The 15,088-nt window shown below is 69.8% G+C and carries 16 protein-coding genes, 1 pseudogene and 1 riboswitch; of the genes and pseudogenes, 5 read left to right on the top strand and 12 right to left on the bottom strand.

Features of this window, described 5'->3' with window-relative positions:
- Positions 1-132 precede the first annotated feature (132 nt).
- The 4 genes from smpB to prfB form a co-directional block, all read right to left on the bottom strand.
- Complete coding sequence (gene smpB / locus DAI20_RS10130; RefSeq protein ID WP_108250415.1) at positions 133-609, bottom strand: SsrA-binding protein SmpB; 477 nt, start codon at positions 607-609, stop codon at positions 133-135.
- 128 nt (positions 610-737) lie between these two features.
- The gene (gene ftsX, locus DAI20_RS10125) at positions 738-1,652 is read right to left on the bottom strand and encodes a permease-like cell division protein FtsX (protein ID WP_108250414.1); all 915 of its coding nucleotides are present in this window, start codon (positions 1,650-1,652) and stop codon (positions 738-740) included.
- Entirely contained in the window at positions 1,649-2,875 is a 1,227-nt protein-coding gene (gene ftsE, locus DAI20_RS10120; RefSeq protein WP_108250413.1) for a cell division ATP-binding protein FtsE, read from the bottom strand. Before ftsE ends, ftsX begins: the two co-directional genes overlap by 4 nt.
- A 111-nt stretch (positions 2,876-2,986) precedes the next feature.
- A complete protein-coding gene (prfB, locus tag DAI20_RS10115; protein ID WP_108250412.1) occupies positions 2,987-4,096 on the bottom strand; it encodes a peptide chain release factor 2 in 1,110 nt (369 codons plus the stop codon).
- A gap of 148 nt (positions 4,097-4,244) precedes the next feature.
- On the opposite strand from prfB, the gene DAI20_RS10110 reads away from it, so the two are divergent.
- Positions 4,245-5,513 (top strand): MFS transporter, encoded by a 1,269-nt coding sequence (locus tag DAI20_RS10110; RefSeq protein WP_108250411.1) that lies wholly within the window; start codon positions 4,245-4,247, stop codon positions 5,511-5,513.
- A gap of 72 nt (positions 5,514-5,585) precedes the next feature.
- Here DAI20_RS10110 and DAI20_RS18785 read toward each other — a convergent pair whose 3' ends face one another.
- The 5 genes from DAI20_RS18785 to DAI20_RS18705 all read right to left on the bottom strand — a co-directional run bounded on the left by DAI20_RS18785 (position 5,586) and on the right by DAI20_RS18705 (position 8,324).
- On the bottom strand, positions 5,586-6,539 hold the full coding sequence (locus DAI20_RS18785) for a TetR/AcrR family transcriptional regulator (RefSeq protein ID WP_240606007.1): 954 nt from the start codon (positions 6,537-6,539) through the stop codon (positions 5,586-5,588).
- A 15-nt stretch (positions 6,540-6,554) separates the two neighbouring features.
- Positions 6,555-6,636, bottom strand: a riboswitch (cyclic di-GMP riboswitch).
- 195 nt (positions 6,637-6,831) lie between these two features.
- Positions 6,832-7,299 carry a pilus assembly protein TadG-related protein gene (locus DAI20_RS10100; RefSeq protein ID WP_108250410.1) on the bottom strand — a complete coding sequence of 156 codons (468 nt, stop codon included), beginning with the start codon at positions 7,297-7,299 and terminating at the stop codon, positions 6,832-6,834.
- A complete protein-coding gene (locus DAI20_RS10095) occupies positions 7,299-7,766 on the bottom strand; it encodes a hypothetical protein (protein ID WP_108250409.1) in 468 nt (155 codons plus the stop codon). The genes DAI20_RS10100 and DAI20_RS10095 overlap by 1 nt, the downstream gene beginning before the upstream one ends.
- On the bottom strand, positions 7,741-8,142 hold the full coding sequence (locus DAI20_RS10090; RefSeq protein WP_240606006.1) for a TadE/TadG family type IV pilus assembly protein: 402 nt from the start codon (positions 8,140-8,142) through the stop codon (positions 7,741-7,743). Before DAI20_RS10090 ends, DAI20_RS10095 begins: the two co-directional genes overlap by 26 nt.
- 14 nt (positions 8,143-8,156) lie before the next feature.
- Positions 8,157-8,324, bottom strand: coding sequence for a hypothetical protein (locus tag DAI20_RS18705; protein ID WP_168927685.1), 168 nt, complete (start codon positions 8,322-8,324; stop codon positions 8,157-8,159).
- A 126-nt stretch (positions 8,325-8,450) separates the two neighbouring features.
- Here DAI20_RS18705 and DAI20_RS10080 point away from each other — a divergent pair, with 126 nt between their 5' ends.
- Genes DAI20_RS10080 through DAI20_RS10070 form a run of 3 tightly spaced genes read left to right on the top strand, consistent with a single transcriptional unit; the run spans position 8,451 to position 9,861 of the window.
- Positions 8,451-8,705, top strand: a complete 255-nt coding sequence (locus tag DAI20_RS10080; RefSeq protein WP_108250407.1) for a type II toxin-antitoxin system Phd/YefM family antitoxin — start codon at positions 8,451-8,453, stop codon at positions 8,703-8,705.
- Entirely contained in the window at positions 8,702-9,130 is a 429-nt protein-coding gene (locus DAI20_RS10075) for a type II toxin-antitoxin system VapC family toxin (protein ID WP_159084993.1), read from the top strand. The genes DAI20_RS10080 and DAI20_RS10075 overlap by 4 nt, the downstream gene beginning before the upstream one ends.
- Positions 9,131-9,162: 32 nt before the next feature.
- Positions 9,163-9,861, top strand: a complete 699-nt coding sequence (locus DAI20_RS10070; protein ID WP_108250405.1) for an alpha/beta fold hydrolase — start codon at positions 9,163-9,165, stop codon at positions 9,859-9,861.
- Here the strand turns inward: DAI20_RS10070 and DAI20_RS10065 are convergent.
- From DAI20_RS10065 to DAI20_RS10055, 3 genes and pseudogenes are all read right to left on the bottom strand, one after another.
- Positions 9,858-10,805 (bottom strand): type II secretion system F family protein, encoded by a 948-nt coding sequence (locus DAI20_RS10065; RefSeq protein WP_240606005.1) that lies wholly within the window; start codon positions 10,803-10,805, stop codon positions 9,858-9,860. The genes DAI20_RS10070 and DAI20_RS10065 overlap by 4 nt on opposite strands.
- A complete protein-coding gene (locus DAI20_RS10060) occupies positions 10,793-11,659 on the bottom strand; it encodes a type II secretion system F family protein (protein ID WP_108250404.1) in 867 nt (288 codons plus the stop codon). The genes DAI20_RS10065 and DAI20_RS10060 overlap by 13 nt, the downstream gene beginning before the upstream one ends.
- Positions 11,656-12,504 (bottom strand): annotated as a pseudogene (locus DAI20_RS10055) (TadA family conjugal transfer-associated ATPase); the annotation flags it as partial. The gene DAI20_RS10060 and the pseudogene DAI20_RS10055, both read right to left, overlap by 4 nt.
- A gap of 371 nt (positions 12,505-12,875) precedes the next feature.
- Between DAI20_RS10055 and DAI20_RS18495 the strand changes: the two are divergent.
- Entirely contained in the window at positions 12,876-14,750 is a 1,875-nt protein-coding gene (locus DAI20_RS18495) for a hypothetical protein (RefSeq protein WP_159084992.1), read from the top strand.
- The last annotated feature ends 338 nt before the right edge of the window (positions 14,751-15,088 follow it).

The raw sequence follows: 15,088 nt of genomic DNA, 5'->3' as shown, positions 1-15,088 counted from the left end.
TGGGCCACTGTCGCACTGTGTAGTTGTTGAGTTGCAGTGTAGTTGGAACAGAGCTGCACCGCTTCCGCTGCAGCCCTCCATCCTACGTCCGATCGGGGCGCGAGCGCCAGCGATCGAAGCGAACGGGCGAGGTCACTCCCCCAGGTGCCGCCTGCTCGCGATGGCACGCTCGGCCTCGCGCCGGTCCTGCCGCTCCCGCAGCGTCTGCCGCTTGTCGTACTCGCGCTTGCCCTTGGCCACCGCGATCTCGACCTTCGCCCGGCCGTCCTTGAAGTACAGCGACAGCGGAACGAGGGTGTACCCGCCCTCCTTGACCCGGTTGTGGATCTTCAGGATCTCGGTCTTGTGCAGCAGCAGCTTGCGCTTGCGGCGCGGCGGGTGGTTGTTCCACGTCCCCTGGCCGTACTCGGGGATGTGCACGGCGTCGAGCCACGCCTCTCCCCCGTCGACGAACGCGTAGCCGTCGACCAGGGACGCACGGCCCGCACGGAGCGACTTGACCTCGGTTCCGGACAGGACGAGGCCCGCCTCGTACGTGTCCTCGATGCTGTAGTCGTGGCGTGCCTTGCGGTTGGTGGCCACGACCTTCTCACCACGTTCTCTGGGCATGGTCCACCTCCCCGGTGTCGCTGGTGTTCTGTGTGATCGGATGCCGGGCACGAGAAATGCCGGGCAGCCCATCAGTGTAGTGCGGTTCCGGCGACGGCGCGGCGGCGGGGACGCCGCAGCGGGCCGGGCTAGATCTTGAGGTACCGGCTGATCGCGAAGTTGGCCGCGATCGCCGCGAGGACGATGCCGAGGCCGAGCAGGATCGGCACGACGAGCAAGGCGTCGCTCAGGTCGACGAGCGAGGTGCCCGCGAACTCCACCCGCAGCACGCCCTGCACAAAGAAGTGCACGATCGCCACGGTGGCGCCGCCCGCCAGGAGCGAGCCGATCAACGCGGCGAACACGCCCTCGAGCACGAATGGGGTCTGGATGAAGCGGTTCGACGCGCCCACGAGGCGCATGATGCCGAGCTCCCGCCGGCGACTGAACGCCGACAGCCGGATCGTCGTGGCGATGAGCAGCGCGGCGGCGACGAGCATGAGGCTCGCGATGCCGACCGCGGCGAGGCTCGCGATGTTGAGGACGGAGAAGATCCGGTCGAGGTACTGCCGCTGATCGGTCACGCCCTCCACTCCGGCCACGGTCCCGAGGCTCTCGGTGAGGATGTCGGACTGCGACGGGTCCTTGAGGTTCACCCAGAACGCCTCGTTCAGGAACTCGGGCTCCACGAAGCTGGCGACCGGGTCGCCCTCGAACTGCTGCTGGAAGTTCTCGTAGGCCTGCTCGCGGTCCTCGAAGTAGTAGTCCTGGATGAACGGGGCGAGCGTCTCGCCCTCCAGCTCCGCCCTCACGGCCGCGACCTGTTCCTCGGTGGCCGCCCCGTTGGCGCAGTTGTCGCTCGCCGAGGTGTCCGTGCACATGTCGATCGCGACCTGGGCGCGGTCGTACCAGAAGTTCTTCATCTGGCCGATCTGCATCTGCAGCAGGACGGCCGCGCCGACGAAGGTGAGGGAGATGAAGGTCACGAGGACGACGGAGACGACCATGCTGACGTTGCGGCGGAGGCCGTGCGTCACCTCGGACCAGACGAGGGCGAATCTCATGAGGTGGGACCCACTTCCTGGGAGCGGGCGTCGTTCAGGTCGTCATCGGCCTTCCGAAGCCCCAGCTTCTCGGCGAGGCCGAGTTCCTTGAGGTCGACGCCCGCCGTGACGGGGACGGCGGAGCGGCCCGCGTCACCGCCGGAGGCGAGAGCGCTGAGGTCGATCACGCCGGTGCCCTCGGGCAGCCGTCGGATGGTGCCCGTCGCGGGCGACGTCTCGGCGGCCGCGGGACGGGACTCGGTGCTCGGGGCGGGCACGGCGGCATCGCCCGCGAACGGGGCGGTGCCGACGGTGGAGCCGGACGCGGGCGTCGACGGCTGCGGCTCCGGCTGCGACGATGCCGCGGGCGTCCCGGCCACGGTCGGCTCGGCGGCGACCGCCTGGGCACGCGCGACGGTCTGGAGCTCGTCCTCACGCAGCGGGCGCACGATGGACCCCGTGCGCGGTCCGCCGGACATCGCGGCGGAGCCGGGCACGCCGACGAACTCCTCGGCCTGCGGCGTGCGGGCGTCCGCCCCCTCGCGCTGGATCGGGATGGTGGTCGTCTGGTAGCCGCCCCGGCGCTCGTCGCGGACGATCTCGCCGCCGATGAGCTCGATCACGCGGCGCTGCATCTCGTCCACGATCGTGGAGTCGTGGGTGGCCATGACGACGGTCGTGCCGGACAGGTTGATGCGGTCGAGCACCTGCATGATGCCCGCGCTCGTCGCGGGGTCGAGGTTGCCGGTCGGCTCGTCGGCGAGCAGGACGGCCGGCTTGTTCACCACCGCGCGGGCGATGGCGACGCGCTGCTGCTCACCGCCGGAGAGCTCGTGCGGCAGGCGCTGCGCCTTGCCCGCGAGCCCCACCATCTTGAGGACGTCGGGAACGGCCTCCTGGATGAAGCCGCGGGACTTGCCGATCACCTGGAGGGTGAACGCGACGTTGTCGAACACCGTCTTGTTCGGCAGCAGGCGGAAGTCCTGGAACACGACGCCGAGGTTGCGGCGGTAATAGGGCACCTTGCGGCCGGACAGCTGGCTGAGCTGCTGACCCAGCACGTGGATGGTCCCCTTCGTCGGCTTGTCCTCCTTGAGGACGAGCCGCAGGAACGTGGACTTCCCGGATCCCGACGCGCCGACGAGGAAGACGAACTCGCCCCGCAGGATCTCGAGGGTCACGTCGTTCAGGGCCGGCTTCGAGGTGCCGGAGTAGATCTTGGAGACGCTATCGAACCGAATCATGACCTCTAGAGCCTATGCATCGTTTGCTGTGATCCCGACGAGCGACTCGCTCCCCGGGCCGCTTGACCGGGCGCCCGGGTGGGGCCGGACCGTCGGACGGACACGGCCGGATCAGGCGTCGGCGGGCTGCTTGCGCCAGCGGATGCCGGCCGAGATGAAGCCGTCGAGGTCGCCGTCGAACACGTTCGACGGGTTGTTCACCTCGTAGTCCGTGCGGAGGTCCTTGACCATCTGGTAGGGCGCGAGCACGTAGCTGCGCATCTGGTCGCCCCAGCTCGCGGTGATGGTGCCGGCCAGCTCCTTCTTGGTCGCGGCCTCCTGCTCGCGCTGAAGCAGGAGGAGCCGTGACTGCAGCACGCGCAGCGCGGCCGCGCGGTTCTGGATCTGGCTCTTCTCGTTCTGGCAGCTGACGACGATGCCGGTCGGGAGGTGGGTGATGCGCACGGCCGAGTCTGTCGTGTTGACCGACTGGCCGCCGGGGCCGGAGGACCGGAACACGTCGACGCGCATGTCGTTCTCCGGGATCTCGACCGACTCGGTCTGCTCGATGAGCGGCACGACCTCGACCGCGGCGAAGCTCGTCTGACGCTTGCCCGCGGAGTTGAAGGGGCTCATGCGCACGAGGCGGTGCGTTCCCGCCTCGACGGACAGCGTGCCGAACGCGTACGGCGCGTCGACCTCGAAGGTCGCGGACTTGATGCCCGCCTCCTCCGCGTAGCTCGTGTCGAGCACCTTGACCGGGTAGCGGTGCTGCTCGGCGTAACGGAGGTACATGCGCAGCAGCATCTCGGCGAAGTCCGCGGCGTCGACGCCGCCCGCCCCCGCCCGGATCGTGACCACGGCGGCGCGCTGGTCGTACTCGCCGTTCAGCAGCGTCTGCACCTCGAGCTCGCCGAGCAGCTTGGTCAGGCTCTCCAGCTCGGCGACCGCCTCGTCCGCGGACTCCTGGTCGTCGCCGTCGACGGCCATCTCCACGAGCACCTCGAGGTCGTCCAGACGCCGGTCGATGCTGTTGATGCGGGCGAGCTCGGTCTGGCGGTGACTGAGCTCGCTCGTCACCTTCTGCGCCCGCTCGGTGTCGTCCCAGAGGTCGGGGACACCCGCCTGCGCGCTGAGGTCGGCGATCTCCGCCTCCAGCCGATCCACGCCGACCACCGATCGGATATCGGCGAACGTCGTGCGAAGTGCGGCTATCTGCCCGCTCAAATCCAGGTCGACCATGACCGTCAAGCCTACCCGCCGCACCTGGGCCCGCGGTTGCGGACCGGAGCGGCGGCCGAGACGGCGGCCCGGCAGCCTCGGCCCGGCGGCCCTCGGCGACGTCGGCGACGATGTTCGCGACGGAGAGTCGGCATAGTCTTGACGGGCCATGTCGACGTCCGAGCCGCCCTTCTCCCTGCGCTCGGTCGCCCTCCCCGCGTTCCTGCCGACGCTCCTCTTCTCCATCGGCGAGGGCGCGATCATCCCCATGATCCCGGTCGCGGCGGACAGCCTGGGCGCGACCCTCGGCATCGCCGGGTTCATCGCCTCGATGCTCATGCTCGGCGAGCTGTTCGGCGACATTCCGAGCGGCACGGTCGTGAGCCGCATCGGCGAGCGCACGGCCATGATCGGCGCGGCCCTGCTCTCGATCGTTGGGCTCGTCGTGAGCCTGCTCGCCCCCGAGCCCTGGGTGCTCGGCGTCGGCGTCTTCCTCATCGGCATCGCGACGGCGGTGTTCGCCCTGGCCCGGCACGCATTCATGACGAGCTTCGTGCCGCGGCACTACCGGGCGCGGGCGCTGTCCACGCTCGGCGGCATCTTCCGCGCCGGCTTCTTCATCGGCCCGTTCCTCAGCGCCGCGTTCATCCACGCAACCGGCTCGATCCAGTCGGCGTTCTGGATCCACATCATCGCGTGCCTCCTCGCGGCGGGCGTGCTGCTCGTGCTGCCCGACCCGATGAAGGCGGCGCGCGCGCAGCAGGCCGCCGCGGCCGGTGCCCCGGGGTCCGCGCTCCGCGAGGGCGAGGAGTTGGTCGCGCGCGAGGCGCACGGCCTCTTCCGCACGATCTGGACCTACAAGGGCGTGCTCGTGAAGCTCGGCAGCGGCGCCGCGCTCGTCGCCGCGATGCGCGCCGGCCGCAGCGTGCTGCTCCCGCTCTGGGCCGTGAGCATCGGGATCACCGAGGCGAACACCGCCCTGATCATCGGGATCGCGGGCGGCGTCGACTTCGCGCTCTTCTACTCGAGCGGTCAGATCATGGACCGCTTCGGCCGGATGTGGAGCGCGATGCCCTCGATGATCGGGCTCGGCATGGGGTACCTCGTGCTGTCGCTCACCCACGAGGCGCCCGCGAACGTGCAGTGGTTCATCGCGGTCGCGGTGTTCCTCGCCCTGGCGAATGGCATCGGCAGCGGCCTGCTGATGACCCTGGGCGCCGACCTCGCCCCGCAGGGCAACCCCGCACCGTTCCTCGGTGCCTGGCGGTTCACCGGAGACGCGGGAAGCGCCGCCGCCCCCCTGCTCATCTCGCTGCTCACCGCGGTCGCGTCACTGGCCATCGCGAGCGGGGTGATGGGCGTCCTCGGCCTGCTCGGCGCCGGGATCCTCGCCCGGTACGTGCCGCGCTACGTGCCCCGGCGACCGCGCACGACCTGATCGACGCCGCCCGGGTACGCGGAGCGCACCGGGCGCGTCGGCTCAGAACGCGTCGGCTCAGACCGCGCGGGCTCAGACGCCGAAGATCGTCGTGTCCTCGTGCCCCGCGTGGATCTGCTCCCACTCCAGGGCCTCCTCCGCCTCGCGGAGGGTCGGGTAGGAGCCGGAGGGGCGGCCGTGCCGGCTGGTGGCCCAGTACGCGCCGTGGATGAGCTCGACCATTCCCGCGAACTCCCCGTCGTGGTTGCCCACCCACAGGTCGTGGCGCACGGCGGACCAGACGACCGGGGGTGTGACCACGGCCTCCGGCTCCGCCTCGACGGTGGCCGTCGGCTGAACGGACTCGGCGAAGAACACCGACCGCTCCTGCGCCGGGGGCTTCTCCTCCCGCGGAGCCGGGAGGTACCCGCTGTCCGGCTGGCACGCGTCGAACCAGTCGACGTCGGTGTGCGAGGGGGCCCGCAGCGGCGCGGTGCGGTGCCGGGCGATGAGGTCCCGGGCCATCTCCTTGCCCCGCAGGGCAGCGCCCAGGTCTCCCATCGCCGCACTGACGATCGACCCCTTCATGAGCAGGTGCACGGAGAGGGCGAACTCCTCGGAGTCGCGCAGCTCGGCCTCGCTCGCCAGCGCCGTCAGGAGCTGGCGGATGTGCACGAGGTACTCGACGCTCGCGCGGCCGAGCGGGTGCTCGCGCCCCATCTCGAGGAGCACGTTCACGAAGGTGCACGCCTCGTAGTCGTCGCGGTGGAACCACTCGTCGAACACGTCGAAGATGGCGAGGAGGCGACCCTCGGGCGTCACGCCGCGGGCGCGGGCGCCCTCGGCGATCTTGCCGATGGTCCACTCGCGCTCGCGGAGCCGGAGGCACTCCTCAGCCAGCGCGTCGCGCGACGGGAACTCAAGGTCGAACTCGGAGGCGCTTACGCCGGCGGCGTCCTGCACCTCGTACAGGCTCACCCCGCGGACGCCACGGTGGACGAACAGCGGGTAGGCGGCGGTCAGGATACGGTCGTGCAGATCAGACATAGTGGCTGCTCTCATTTCGGTAACCCGGCTGACCCGCGCTGATACGGGCCCCGTGGCTTTGCGTCCCCGGCTCGCGCCGGGTTTGCCGTTGTCGTTGAGGGGGAAAGAAGAGGGCAACTCGCTCTCCCCAGAGGGGAGCAGAAGCTGCTCGCGTCGCCTCCCCCGGTCCGCGATTACCCTTCCGACGATACGCGACTTCTGAGGATTGCTCCAGTGTTCCCCACAGAAGAATTTCCCCGTGTTTCCGCGGCTGAAAACGATTTCAGCATCTCCTCATTGCGGAAATTAGGGATCACCCGCCGAGCACGGATCGGGCGGTCGCGCTGACCTCGACACGCACCCCCTCGGGTGCGAAGAGGGACACGACGGGCGGCGCCCAGGCGCACGCCAGCGACACGGCCGCGCTGCGCCCGTCCGGGGATCGAGCGCCGAGCAGACGGAGGTCCCGGAACGACCCCGTCGACGCATCCGCGAGGTACTCGCGGGCGGCCTCCTCGACGTCCGCGGAGCGGAGCGCAGGCCTCACCTCGCCGGAATCATCGCGCGACACGGATTCGAGTGGGAACGATTCCGCAGCGGCGAGCGCGGCGCCGTCCGCGAGGGAGAAGAGGCGCTTCCGCTCGAGGTAGAGCGACGTCGCGGCGACGACGAGCAGCACGACCGCGAGGCACAGCGCGCCGAAGAAGATCGCGAGCAGCAGCGTCGACCCCTCCTCGTCGTTCCTCAGGCGCCGCGGGTCCCTCTGGCCTCCCGCGCCCATCACTCCTCCCCCGCCCAGAATCGGGACACGGCCTGAACAGCCCTGCCCTCCACGGGCACGGCGAGCGGTGTCGACGCCTGCACGGCCGCGGGCAGGAGGGGAAGCGGAACGGAGACCCGCACCGTGACGGCCACCGTGCCGCGCCGGGTCAGGCAGCGCGCCGGCTCCGGGCTGCAGGTGACGACCACCTCCGCGGAGGACGCCTCCAGGCCGTAGTCCGCCAGGCCGATCCGCACCGCCCGGTCCACGGCCGCGACGGCGTCCGCCGGTGTCTCCGAGCGCACGTAGGCACGGGCGGCCTGGCGGGCGCTCCCCTCGGTGGCGAAGGCGGCCGCCTGCACGGCCGACAGCGCGAGGACGAGGTAGACGAGCGGCACCAGCATCAGCAGCCCGGCGACGACGAACTCGATGGACGCGGAGCCGTCCTCGCCGGCCGCCTTCTCAGTCCAGCGCCTCGACAGCCGCATGGCCGCGCACCTCCAGCCCCCGCTCGAATCCGACGAGCCCGAGGACCGGCAGCGGGAACACCACGGTCACCTCGACCGTGCGGGTCCCCGCGACGTCCCGGTACGCCGCGCTCACCTGCCGGGCGTATCCGGGACTGAGAGCCGTGCCGAGGAGGTCGCGAGTGCGCTGCTCGCCCTCGGTGAGGCCGCTGTCGGCGAGCGCCGCGATCCGCGCCCCCTCGGCGGCCGCGTCGAGGGCGGTGTTCCGCACGTGCAGGGCGAGCGCCAGCTGCAGCACCGACAGCGTGAGCAGCGCGAGCAGTCCAGCCACCAGCGCGAACTCGGCGGGTGCGCCGCCGCGCTCGCCCTCCCCGCTCGGACGCCGATGTCGCACCACGGAAGCGGCTCGGGTCAGAAGGAGGTGACCCGGGAGATGGCCTGCTCGAAGACCTCGCCGAGCGCCGGTCCGGCCAGCCCCCAGAGCAGGATCACGAGCCCGGCCGTCATCAGAGTGATGAGCACCCAGCCGGGCACGTCCCCGCGCTCCTCCTCGACGAACCGCCTGCGCAACGTGGTCATCGGACGCTCCTTCCCTTCGCGCTTCCCGATGCTCATCGTCCGCCCGACCGGGCGGTCCCCGTCGAAACTCTCCACAGGCAGCATCGGCGCTGGGGAACATTGCTACACGGTGCTACAGTCCGGCCCATGAGCAGACCCATCGCCCATCGCGACCTCCGGAACAGCAGTTCCGAGGTACTGCGCTCGGTGGAGTCGGGGGAAACGATCGAGGTGACGAACCACGGCCGGGTCGTGGCCGTGCTGACGCCGCCCACAGCGCATCCGCTGACCGGTATCGGTCACCGCGGGCCGCTTATCGGCGGCTCCTTCTCGGGCATGACTCGCGCCTGGTCCGGCGAGCCGACCGGAGATGCGCTCGACGATCTGCGGTCGGAGCGGTGATCGTTCACCTCGACACATCCGCGGTCGCGAAGCTCGTGATCGAGGAGGCGGAGTCCGCCGCCCTCGCGGAGAAGCTCGATGAGCTGGCCAGCACGGGAGCGACCCTGCTGACGTCCGCCCTCGCCGAGACCGAGCTCCGCCGTCTCGCCAGGCGAGTCGGCGGTCTCGAGCAGTCCGCCGTCACGGACGTGCTCGCCCGGCTGACCGTGGTCGATCTCGACCGGGCCACGTACCGACAGACCGGGGTCCTCCCGGGTGCGGCCCTGCGCAGCCTCGACGCGCTGCACATCGCCTCGGCTCTCCAGGTCGCGGCGGACCTGTTCGCCACGTTCGACCGTCTGCAGGAGCAGGCTGCGCTGGACGCTGGTCTGACCCTCTTGTCGGTGCTGGAACCCGGCGGAGGCAGCACGACGCCGAACACCTGACAGGTGTCGGTGGGCGACCGTATCCTCGCGGCATGGACATCGTTCTCATCCCCGGTTTCTGGCTCGACGGCGCGTCCTGGGACGACGTGGCCCCGCCCCTGCGTGACGCGGGTCACACCGTGCACGCGCTGACCCTCCCCGGAATGGAGTCACGGGACGCCGACCGGTCCGAGATCGGCCTGCGGGACCACGTCGACGCCGTCGTCGCCGTGATCGACTACCTGCCCGACCCCGTGGTGCTCGTCGGGCACAGCGGCGGAGGTGCCATCGCCTACGCCGCGGCCGACGCGCGCCCGGACTCCGTCGCCCGCCTGGTCTACGTCGACAGTGGCCCGCTCGGCGAGGGCGGGGTGATCAACGACGAGCTGCCGCAGGTGGACGGCGAGGTGCCGCTGCCCGACTGGGGCGTCTTCGAGGACGAGGACCTCGTCGACCTCACCGAGGAGCTGCGGGAGAGGTTCCGGAGCATCGCGATCCCGGAGCCGGCGAGGGTGACGAGCGACCCGCAGGTGCTCTCCGACCCCCGCCGCTACGACATCCCGGCCACCGTCATCTGCTGCGAGTTCCCCGCCGAGATGATGCGGGACCTCATGGCCAAGGGTCACCCCTACGTCGCCGAGCTCGCGCGGGCCACGGACTACGAGCTCGTCGACCTGCCCACCGGCCACTGGCCGCAGCTCACGAAGCCGCGCGAGCTCGCCGCGGCGATCCTCGCGGCGGTCGACCGCTAGAACCCGGTCTGTAGCACGAAGATGCCGGGGTAGATCGCGAACACGACGGTGACGGGCAGGATGAGGAAGACGAGCGGCACGAGCATCGCGACCTCCTTCTTGCCCGCCGCCTCGAGCAGCTCCCGCTTGGCGACCTCCCGCGCGTCCTGAGCCTGCGCCCGGAGCACCTCGGCAAGCGGCGTGCCCTTCTCGAGCGCCGTGACGACCTGCTCGACGAGCCGGGTGATCGACGGCATGCCGAGCCGGGCGTCCAGCGACTCGAGCGCCGACGCGAGCCCGACACCGGTGCGGGCGTCCGAGACGACAAGCGCGACCTCCCGCGACAGCTCCCCCGACGTGACCCTCGCGACGCGGTGCAGGGCGTCGAGCACGCCCTCCCCGGCGGACACGCTCAGCGTGAGGAACTCGACGACGGTGGGGAACTCGCCCGCAATCCGCGCGAGCCGGGCCCGCACCGCGCGCTGCAGCAGCGCGTCCCGCAGGGTCAGGCCGAGGAGCGCCCCCACCACGGGCAGGGCGACGGGCACGGCGAGCGGAACGGCCCGACCCAGCGCGATCGCGATGGACGCGGCGACGCCGAGGGTGGCGCCGATCAGACCCCACGCCAGCTGCTGGGCCCGGAACTGCTCGACGCTCAGCGGCGAGCCCGCCTGCCGGAGCCGGGTCCGCAACCGGTCGGCACCGCCGAGCAGGGACTCGAGCCCCAGGCGCGCTCGCGTGAACACCGGTGCGAGCAGTGCGCCGACGACCGGCAGCGGATCGACGGGCCGCCGCGACGCGAGCCGCCGCGCCTGTTCCGAGACGTCGAGGAGGTACGGCGCCACCCGCGCCGCGAGCGGGAGCGCGCCCACCCGCGGCAGCAGCGAGGCGAGGGACCAGGCTCCCAGCCCAAGAAGGGCGCCGAGCAGCATCGCCCACGCCACGATCTGGCTCACCGGAACCACCGCCGCTCCTCGGGCAGCCGCGCGAGGCGCATCATCGCCCGGTAGGCGACGAGCGAGACGGCGACGCCGCCCGCGATGAGCACGCCGCCGCCCGCCGAGTTGTAGGCCGCCGCGGCCTCCGGCCGGGTCGACAGCAGCACGAGGACCAGCCAGGGGGCCGCGACCGCGAGCTTCGCCGCGTTGACCACCCAGGATTGCCGCGCCTCGGCCTCGCCGCGGATCGCCGCCTCGGATCGCAGGTACGACGAGAGGTTGCGCAGCACCCCCGTCAGCTCGCTCCCGCCGACCTCGCGCGACATGCGGAGGATCTCGACGATGCGGTCGGCCGTCGGGTCGGCGAGTCGCTCCTTCAGCCCGTCGACGCTCACCGAGAAGTTGCCGGTGGCGCCGTAGTCGCGCTCGAAGGCGGCGAACGCCGAACGAAGGGCGGGAGGCCCGGTCCGGGACAGCGACGCCACGGCATCGGGCAGGGACGCGCCGGAGCGGACGGCGGACACCAGGTGGTCGACGACGTCGGGCCAGGCGCCGCGGTGAGCTCGCCGGGTCGCGCGGTCGCGCCAGCCGGCGGCGAGGAACGGCGCGGCGAGGCCGACCAGGCCTGCGGCCAGCGCCACCGCCGTGACGCCGGAGAGGGCACCGCCCAGGGCGAAGCCCGCGACGGCCGAGAGGAGGGACAGGGCCAGGAACGCGGGGAGGGGTAGCCGCTCCAGGCCCGCGCGGGCCAGCCGATCCCGCAGCCCGGCCAGGGGCTGCGTTCGCACCGCGGTCGGCCGCCGGCGCCGCCGGGGCCACAGGAACGGCGCGACCATCGACAGCAGCCCGAGCCCGAGGCACAGTCCGAGCAGCGCGCTCATCCGCTCACCTCGCGGTCCCCGTGCTCCGCACCCGCCTCGTCCCGCAGGAGTGCGGCGGGGTCGAGCCCGGCGGATGCGAACCGGCGCTCGCGACCCGGCGCGGCGCCGGTCGGGCGAAGGACGCCGTCCCGGCCGGCGAAGATTTCCGTCACGTCGATCATCCCGTCCGGCGTGCTGCCGAGGACGGAGCAGATGCTCGCAACGCGACGACGCCCGGACGGCGTCAGCTCCAGGTGGACGACGACGTCCACGCAGGCGGCGACCGTGGGCACGATGAACGACGAGTCGATGTTCCTGCCGGCCAGGAGTGGGAGGGTGCACAGCTTGGTCAGGGCCTCGCGCGGCCCGTTGGCGTGGATGCTGCTCATGCCGGGCAAGCCGGAGTTGAGCGCGATGAGGAGGTCGAGACTCTCCGCCTCACGCACCTCCCCCACCACCAGCCTGTCGGGTCGCATCCGCAGGGCCTCCTTGATGAGCCGGCGCAGCGTGATCTCGCCGGTGCCCTCGATCGAGGGCTGGCGGCACTGCATCGCGACGACGTCGCGCCCGGTCAGGTCGAGCTCGAACGTCTCCTCGACGGTCACGATGCGCTCGGCCGGCCGCGCCACGGACAGCAGCGCGTTCAGCAGCGTCGTCTTGCCGCTCTGCGTCGCGCCGGACACCAGGACGTTCAGCCCGGCGAGCACGCACATGCGCAGGAACTCGGCCGCGGCCGGCGGCAGCGAGCCCAGCTCGACGAGCTGTCCCAGCTCGCGGATGCGGCGCGGGAACTTCCGCACGTTGACGGCCCAGTGCCGCCGCGTCACGTCGGGGATGACGACGTGCAGGCGGGATCCGTCGGTTATCTGACCTCAGGAGCGACGTCCGGCTTAGTTACGCGCCAGATGATGTCAGCGGCGGTCCGCCACGTGGCCAACGTACCAATTGTGCGGCTCGTGCGGACAAGAGCGGAAGTCAACGTGGGGCTGGTGGACAGGAGTCGGTCGTTGGCGAAATCCGACCACGGGCATGGGGAGGCCGGGCTGTGCCGGCTGGGGAATCCGTCGGGACCGCAGTCCGCAGCAGGATGACGGGGCATGATTAGCAGGCGGCATGCTCCCGCGCTCATCATCGAAAATCGTCTTGCTTGCGGAGTTGAAAAATGCTTGATCCCGCCGTCACGGGCCTATCAGATCCATCAAATGGAGAGCATTCTCCGTACGATGAGTCCGCGCTGATGAAGCTCGCGCTGGAAATCGACGCCCTAAGCACGCAGGCGAGCCACCCTTGGGACCTGCTCCAGCGCCTATCGGAGGCTCATGGCGGTCCTGGCGCCGAGGCGGAGCGCACTCCGCTCCTCGTCATGGCTGAGAGGGCTCTCGCGTACAGCTTCGAGGACGATGCTGCCCGATATGGGACTGTGATCCTCGGACGTCGATTTTCATCATCAGGGGGTGACTGGCCGCCAGCCTTTGACGTAGTGGACGGCGACGAGAAGAGGTGCTGGGCAAAATTCGCCGATATCGTCACGCATCCTCTACCGCTGGCCCAGTTTTCGGATCTGGCACTATCGACGGGGACTCGTTCCGGTGTGCAGGCAGCGCGAGCGCTTGTCGACCAGTACCTGATACTGGCAGAAATGACCACCCTCGATGGGTACTACCGTGCCTCCTGCCTGCGACGCGCTTGGAGCTTGACGCGAGTGTATCCGCTCGGAATGGAAGCGGACGTGCGTCACCGTCTCTTCGAGATGGCGGAAACGCTTGTGGCGGTCTCCGATGTCCAACCGGGGCTTCTGTTCCGAGCAGTCGAGCCATTGGCGATTCCGCTGCGGGATGGTGAATTCACCGAGCCGGATAGAGCGCAGGTGGTAACACTCTTATCAACCGTCGATCGCCTACATGGCCGGTCCTCGATTGTGTTCGAGGCAGTCCATGAGGTGCGAGAGCGATTGGCGCAGAACGCTGCGGAGCGCGAGGCTGCCCGCGGGTCACTCGTGCAGAGCTATTTGAATCTCGCGGACCTTTGCGACGGGTTCCTCAGAATGACTTGGCTGCAGGAGGCGGCCAGCGCCGCCCAACGATTCGGCCTCATAAACCTTCGGGATACGGCGGTTAGCGCCCTACAATCCTTGTCGGTCGATGATTTCGGCTTCCAATCAGTGACAACTGAAATGAGGGTACCAAGGCATGCACTAGACTCTGAAATTTCAAACTACCGCTGGTCGCAGGACGCTCGAGGCGCAATAGAAATCTGGCTCACCAATCCCGCGCCAACCGGTTCCTTCGAGGCCAACACTCGGAAAGCTGACGACTTGAGCAAGCTCGGCATGCTCAGTCTCGCGTCGCGAACTGTCGTCAGCGAGCAAGGTCTACCCTTGCGCTCCGGCATCGGCCCTGAGGCCGCTGCGTCCTGGCAGCTGGAGCGCATCGAGAACATGAATGCTGCTGTGAGCAGCATCGTGCTCGCGAACGAGTTGGAGGCAATCAAGACCGAGTATGGCCAGATCTCCGCGGGCGAACTCGGGCGTCACTTGGCCACGCGATTCAACTGCGATCCGGAGAAAGCTGTCGCTTTCGGTGATGCGATCGCAAGCTTTTGGGATGGTCGCTTTGCCGATGCTGGCCGCGCTGCATTCCCGCTGGTCGAGGCTGGCGCGAGGGGACTGCTCCTTGCTCTCGGAGATCCACTCTTCAGAATCGAAACCGGTGGCTCGGAGGGCAAGTTCCCCAGCCTCGAGACATATTTGGAACGTCTCGCTGCACACGAGTTCGACCTTGACTGGATTCGAACTATTCGCGGACCGGTGGCAACACTCAGAAATGCACTCGCCCATGGTCATCGCATAGACCTCCGACGCGAGGAGGCGGCGTTGATGCTAAGAACTGCCGGGCTCCTGGTAATTCTCACTCCGCCCGACTCGGCGATTGTCGATCGCGCTGAGGTTTCAGTTCGGTTGCGAGACCCGATCGGGTCCATCGCGGCCCGGGTGCGACTTCGTAGGAGGTGGCGACGCGTCTGGACCGCCGCTCCGAGATATTTCCAGCGCCCGCGCGAAGGCTGGAAATCCGGCGCACCGAACGCCTCTGATGGCTCCGCGTCTTCAGGCTAACGCGAGGCCCGCGATCATGGAGCGAAGTTCGGCCGAGGCCCAGACTCGGCGTCGGGCTAGTTGTGATCAGCCTCGTCCTACCAGATGAGCAATGCCCGGTTCGTCCATGTGACGCCGCGTACTTAGTCCGAACGAGCATTCCGGGGGGACACGCGCGCGCATCGGTACGCCGCCATGGCCTGCTTGACGGCTGATATTCGAGGTCCAGCTCCAGCTCTCAGGGCAGGGGCGCTTGATGGCACGTGCGCGGGGCGCCACCTCAGGGATCCTGGACACCCGTGACCGCGCACACTCACTCGACCGGTTGCGCCGATCCCACTTCCCGTCCGACCCGCAGA

It is taken from the genome of Planctomonas deserti (assembly GCF_003067705.1).
In the GTDB taxonomy this organism is placed as follows: domain Bacteria; phylum Actinomycetota; class Actinomycetes; order Actinomycetales; family Microbacteriaceae; genus Planctomonas; species Planctomonas deserti.
Note: the sequence above shows the minus strand (reverse complement) of the source record. Positions and strands in the feature narration are given on the sequence as shown.

Bases quoted from the DNA above. Each gene is read 5' to 3' on its own strand.
- DAI20_RS18785 (WP_240606007.1), bottom strand. From the start codon at position 6,539: ATGTCTGATCTGCACGACCGTATCCTGACCGCCGCCTACCCGCTGTTC.
- smpB (WP_108250415.1), bottom strand. From the start codon at position 609: ATGCCCAGAGAACGTGGTGAGAAGGTCGTGGCCACCAACCGCAAGGCA.
- DAI20_RS10095 (WP_108250409.1), bottom strand. From the start codon at position 7,766: ATGCGGCTGTCGAGGCGCTGGACTGAGAAGGCGGCCGGCGAGGACGGC.
- DAI20_RS10100 (WP_108250410.1), bottom strand. From the start codon at position 7,299: ATGGGCGCGGGAGGCCAGAGGGACCCGCGGCGCCTGAGGAACGACGAG.
- DAI20_RS10070 (WP_108250405.1), top strand. From the start codon at position 9,163: ATGGACATCGTTCTCATCCCCGGTTTCTGGCTCGACGGCGCGTCCTGG.
- DAI20_RS10110 (WP_108250411.1), top strand. From the start codon at position 4,245: ATGTCGACGTCCGAGCCGCCCTTCTCCCTGCGCTCGGTCGCCCTCCCC.
- DAI20_RS10080 (WP_108250407.1), top strand. From the start codon at position 8,451: ATGAGCAGACCCATCGCCCATCGCGACCTCCGGAACAGCAGTTCCGAG.
- prfB (WP_108250412.1), bottom strand. From the start codon at position 4,096: ATGGTCGACCTGGATTTGAGCGGGCAGATAGCCGCACTTCGCACGACG.
- ftsX (WP_108250414.1), bottom strand. From the start codon at position 1,652: ATGAGATTCGCCCTCGTCTGGTCCGAGGTGACGCACGGCCTCCGCCGC.
- DAI20_RS10060 (WP_108250404.1), bottom strand. From the start codon at position 11,659: ATGAGCGCGCTGCTCGGACTGTGCCTCGGGCTCGGGCTGCTGTCGATG.
- ftsE (WP_108250413.1), bottom strand. From the start codon at position 2,875: ATGATTCGGTTCGATAGCGTCTCCAAGATCTACTCCGGCACCTCGAAG.
- DAI20_RS18705 (WP_168927685.1), bottom strand. From the start codon at position 8,324: ATGACCACGTTGCGCAGGCGGTTCGTCGAGGAGGAGCGCGGGGACGTG.
- DAI20_RS18495 (WP_159084992.1), top strand. From the start codon at position 12,876: ATGAAGCTCGCGCTGGAAATCGACGCCCTAAGCACGCAGGCGAGCCAC.